Genomic DNA, 3822 nt, shown 5'->3' with positions numbered 1-3822 from the left:
TATTCAAGGACAGATTTCTCACTATTCAAGGACAGATTTCTCACTTATTCAAGGATAGATTTCTCACTTATTCAAGGATAGATTTTCCTCTGATAAGGGGATAGATTTTCCGCAGTGTCCTTGAATAAAGGACATAATATTGACATACGTCCTTTTATGGTGCTATAATGCCCCAAAATAAAAAGGCTAAAAATGAATGAAGTTGTAAAGTATTCAAACGAACTACACGAGCTAAAATTTAATTCGCTGAATGAGGCGCAGCAAAACGTATTCTTTACCCTTTTGCAGCAGTTTAGAAAGACTAGCGGCGATACGCTAGAGCTTGATTTTAACAAGCTTTTCGAGCTAGCTCAAATATCCCAGGGAACGAATTACCGCAAAGAGATTTTAGACAAGATAGGCAAGCTTCAAGAGTTTAAATTTCGATATGAGATTAACGAACTAGGCGACCTAAGACAAGACGTTATTTTTCCAAGTATAGAAACCGATAGTAAAAACAAAGTCTTGAGAATTAGAGTATCGCAAGGCTTTAAAGACCGCTATATTTCAAGCCCTCTTAAAGGCTGGACTAGATACGAGCTAGCGGAGTTTGTAAATCTTAACGGCACATACACAAAAACAATCTACCGCTATTTAAAACAATATCGCCAAACTGGACGCTGGTGCATTCGATACGATGATTTTAAAGAGCTTTTGGGTATTCCTGAAAGTTATCAATCTTGCGATATTGATAAAAGAATTTTAAAGCCTACAATCAAAGAGCTATCGGCAGAACGAAACCTTTTTGATATGCGCCGCACACCTTTTCAAAAACTATCAGTCCGAAAATTTAAAAAAGGACGAGAGATTGAAACGCTAGAATTTACTTTTATGCCGCAGCCCGTTTCAGAGCTTGAAAAGGACGAGAAAGAGAACGAAAGAAATCTAGCAACTATTGCAAGAGATATCCAAAGAGAAGAGAGGCTGCGATCTTTGAAACAAAACAAAATCGACGAGCTAAAAGCCTACCTTTTCCAAAGCGTCAGAATTAAAAATCCAAACACTCAAGAATATGACACCCTAAAAATTATTGAGCTAAATTATTACCAGGATAAAATTAAAGCCAAGCTAAAAAATTCTGATGATGACTACATAACCGAAACGACTTTCGAGAGCATAAAACACCTACAAAATTTCTTAGGTTTTTAGCTTATATTTCAATTATATTTTTTCTACGAGCTTGCCGAGTAGAAAAACAAATTATCACTCTTGCTTGTCAAGGGTGGTAATTTGCAAATTACCACCCTATTCGCAAGCTCATAAGGTGTAATTTGTTTTTGAAATATTTTTATGATACAATCATCGCAAATATTTCAAAAAGGAAAACGCAATGCAACAAGCTACTATCGACTATCAAAAATACGAGAGTATGAGTAAGCGAACGATATTCAATCATCTACTAAAAGCCGAAGCAAAACTAAGCTCGCTAGAACAAGATTTTAAAAACAAGATAGCTACGCAAAAAGAGCTAGTTAAATTTTTAAGAGCCAAAACAAAAAGCAAGATAGACGAGAAAAATATTTCTATCCCTGCGCTCGATGAAGCGATAAGAGAATTTGAAAACGGCGACGTTATAAGGTGCAATGACTTTGCAGATTATCAAGCAAAGATGAGAGAATAAAAAATGCTCAAAATTACCACTTCAAAGAAGTATCGAACGCAGTTTAAAAAGCAGACCGCGCAAGACCAAGACCTAATCGACGAAGTAGTTTTTAAACTTGCGAGCGGCGAAATTTTAGAACAAAAATTTTACGACCACCAGCTAAAAGGCAAATATTCGCAGTATCGAGAATGTCACGTAAAGCCTGATTTATTGCTAATATATCAAATAATTGACGATGTATTAGAGCTTTATTTGATGCAAGTTGGCAGCCATAGCGAGCTTTTTAACAAATAAAATGAGCCAAATTTCAAGTATAAATTTCAAAAAATCCTTTGCAATCAATGCCGAACATAATGATCGCACACTTCCGCCAAGTTATTTAATCGATAACGAAAAAGGGGCGGAATGTGACCGCAATGCGGAGCAAGCAAGGAAGCTAAAAGGGCAAATCATAGCCCAGGCAAAAGAAACCTACACGAGCCGCACGGGGCAAAGATTTCAAGCTAAAACTTACGAGTGGAGCGCGGTTTGTAATATAAAACCCGATACCACAATGGACGACTTAAAGCGAATAGCCCAGCATTTTAATGACAAATACGGCTTTCAGTGCTACCAAATCGCCATACACAGGGACGAGGGACATATTGACGAGGACGGCAAAGAGCAAATTAACCACCACGCGCACCTAGAGCTTATCACGCTCGATAAAAATACTGGCGTTAATTGCTTTAAAATGCGCGATTTTCCAAAGAGCAAAATGCGTGAGATACAATCCGAAGTAGCCGAAATTTTGGGAATGCAGCGCGGCATAGATAAGCGAATAAGCAAAGCCGAACGCATTGAGCCACGCAAATACGCCAAGCTAAAAGAAGCCGAAAAAAAGGCAATTAAAACAACTCAAAGAGAGACCGAAAAAGAAGCGATAGAAGCTTTTAAAGCGGTAAGCGAGAGCGAAGAAAAGCTTTTAAACCAAAAAGAAAAAGCCGAATATCTCGAACAACTCCGTAAGCAATATAAGGGCAAAGGACTATCAGCCGCATTTTTTAGGGAGCTAGGGGCGATCAAAAAAGACAAAGAAACCCAATATACTCAAAAAGAGCTAGATGAAGCGGTTAAAAAAGCTATCGAAGCGGACAGAGAAAAGCAAAAGCCAATCAATCGCCAAGAGTTCGAGCAGCAAACCACAAAAGAGCTAAAAGCATATACCGAAGCAGGCGACCAAAAACCGATAATATCGCCATTTTTACAAAGCTTAATTAGTCTTTTACCAAAAGACAGCGAAATAAGTAAAAAAACGATTAGACAACTAGAAGAAGAGCTAAAAAAAGAGGAAGAAGCGCATTATAATGATATCGAAATAGTAGTAACCGCAGTAGCCAAGAGGCTTAATATAGACACATCAAATACTAAACGTCTTTCAGATATACACAGAGAAAATTTAAAAGCGCTCGATGCCAAAAATTTAAATTTTAAAGAGCTAGAAAACGAAAATCGACTGTTAAAATCCGAAATAAATACTCTTAAAACGCAAAATAAAGCCCTACAAGAGCAAAACGATATCAAAGACAAGGAAATTATCAAATTAAAACAAGAAAATGCAACAGCGGTCAAATTTGACGACTTAAAAGCATATTTCAACTTAATCGACTATCGTGGATCTTTCAAAAGTGAAAGCCCAGATACAATTATGGGCGATTTTGGCGAAAAAGATAGAGAAATAGACGCTAAATATTCCCAATTGCCGCTTTTTGATGAATTTATTATGCCAAATGTGTTGTTGGCAAAAAAAGCGCATTTAGAAATTATGCAAGAGAAAGAGAGACAAAAGGCAGTATCACAAAAAATAATTAAGAAAGATACTGGTAGAAGCTTTTAAAAAGCCCCTTATCATCTCCCCAATAATTGCTAAAGCCTTGCGGAGCGTAGCGACTATGCAAGGCGTAAAACTCGCGGACGAAAATTGCGCTAGCAATTTGAGCGCTGCTGAAGCGTCCGAATTCATAGTCAGATTTTTTCAAAAAAGTGGTCGATTTTTTTTCGCGCGCGCCTTTTAACATCTTTTTAAAAACCTTTTCTTATCTTTTAGGTATTCGCTAGAGCCGATGGCATCGAGCTTGGCAAGAGGTATTCAAGGACAGATTTCTCACTATTCAAGGACAGATTTCTCACTTATTCAAGGA

Annotated in this window: 4 protein-coding genes; all 4 read left to right on the top strand. The window is 37.4% G+C overall.

Going from position 1 to position 3822, the window contains the following annotated elements; genetic code table 11:
• Positions 1-192 precede the first annotated feature (192 nt).
• The 4 genes from RYL88_RS12100 to RYL88_RS12085 all read left to right on the top strand — a co-directional run bounded on the left by RYL88_RS12100 (position 193) and on the right by RYL88_RS12085 (position 3518).
• Positions 193-1188 carry a replication initiation protein gene (locus RYL88_RS12100; protein WP_314991615.1) on the top strand — a complete coding sequence of 332 codons (996 nt, stop codon included), beginning with the start codon at positions 193-195 and terminating at the stop codon, positions 1186-1188.
• A 181-nt stretch (positions 1189-1369) separates the two neighbouring features.
• Positions 1370-1660 carry a hypothetical protein gene (locus tag RYL88_RS12095; protein WP_314991613.1) on the top strand — a complete coding sequence of 97 codons (291 nt, stop codon included), beginning with the start codon at positions 1370-1372 and terminating at the stop codon, positions 1658-1660.
• A gap of 3 nt (positions 1661-1663) precedes the next feature.
• Positions 1664-1936: a type II toxin-antitoxin system YafQ family toxin gene (locus tag RYL88_RS12090; protein ID WP_314991611.1), complete on the top strand. Its 273-nt coding sequence runs from the start codon at positions 1664-1666 to the stop codon at positions 1934-1936.
• 463 nt (positions 1937-2399) lie between these two features.
• Positions 2400-3518 (top strand): hypothetical protein, encoded by a 1119-nt coding sequence (locus tag RYL88_RS12085; RefSeq protein ID WP_314991609.1) that lies wholly within the window; start codon positions 2400-2402, stop codon positions 3516-3518.
• The last annotated feature ends 304 nt before the right edge of the window (positions 3519-3822 follow it).

Origin of the sequence: uncultured Campylobacter sp. (genome assembly GCF_963517995.1) — a bacterium.
Lineage (GTDB): Bacteria > Campylobacterota > Campylobacteria > Campylobacterales > Campylobacteraceae > Campylobacter_A.
The sequence above is the reverse complement of the archived record's forward strand: the minus strand, read 5'-3'. Positions and strand labels throughout refer to the sequence as shown.

Coding starts and splice junctions, on each gene's coding strand:
- RYL88_RS12100 (WP_314991615.1), top strand. CDS start 193: ATGAATGAAGTTGTAAAGTATTCAAACGAACTACACGAGCTAAAATTT.
- RYL88_RS12095 (WP_314991613.1), top strand. CDS start 1,370: ATGCAACAAGCTACTATCGACTATCAAAAATACGAGAGTATGAGTAAG.
- RYL88_RS12090 (WP_314991611.1), top strand. CDS start 1,664: ATGCTCAAAATTACCACTTCAAAGAAGTATCGAACGCAGTTTAAAAAG.
- RYL88_RS12085 (WP_314991609.1), top strand. CDS start 2,400: ATGCGTGAGATACAATCCGAAGTAGCCGAAATTTTGGGAATGCAGCGC.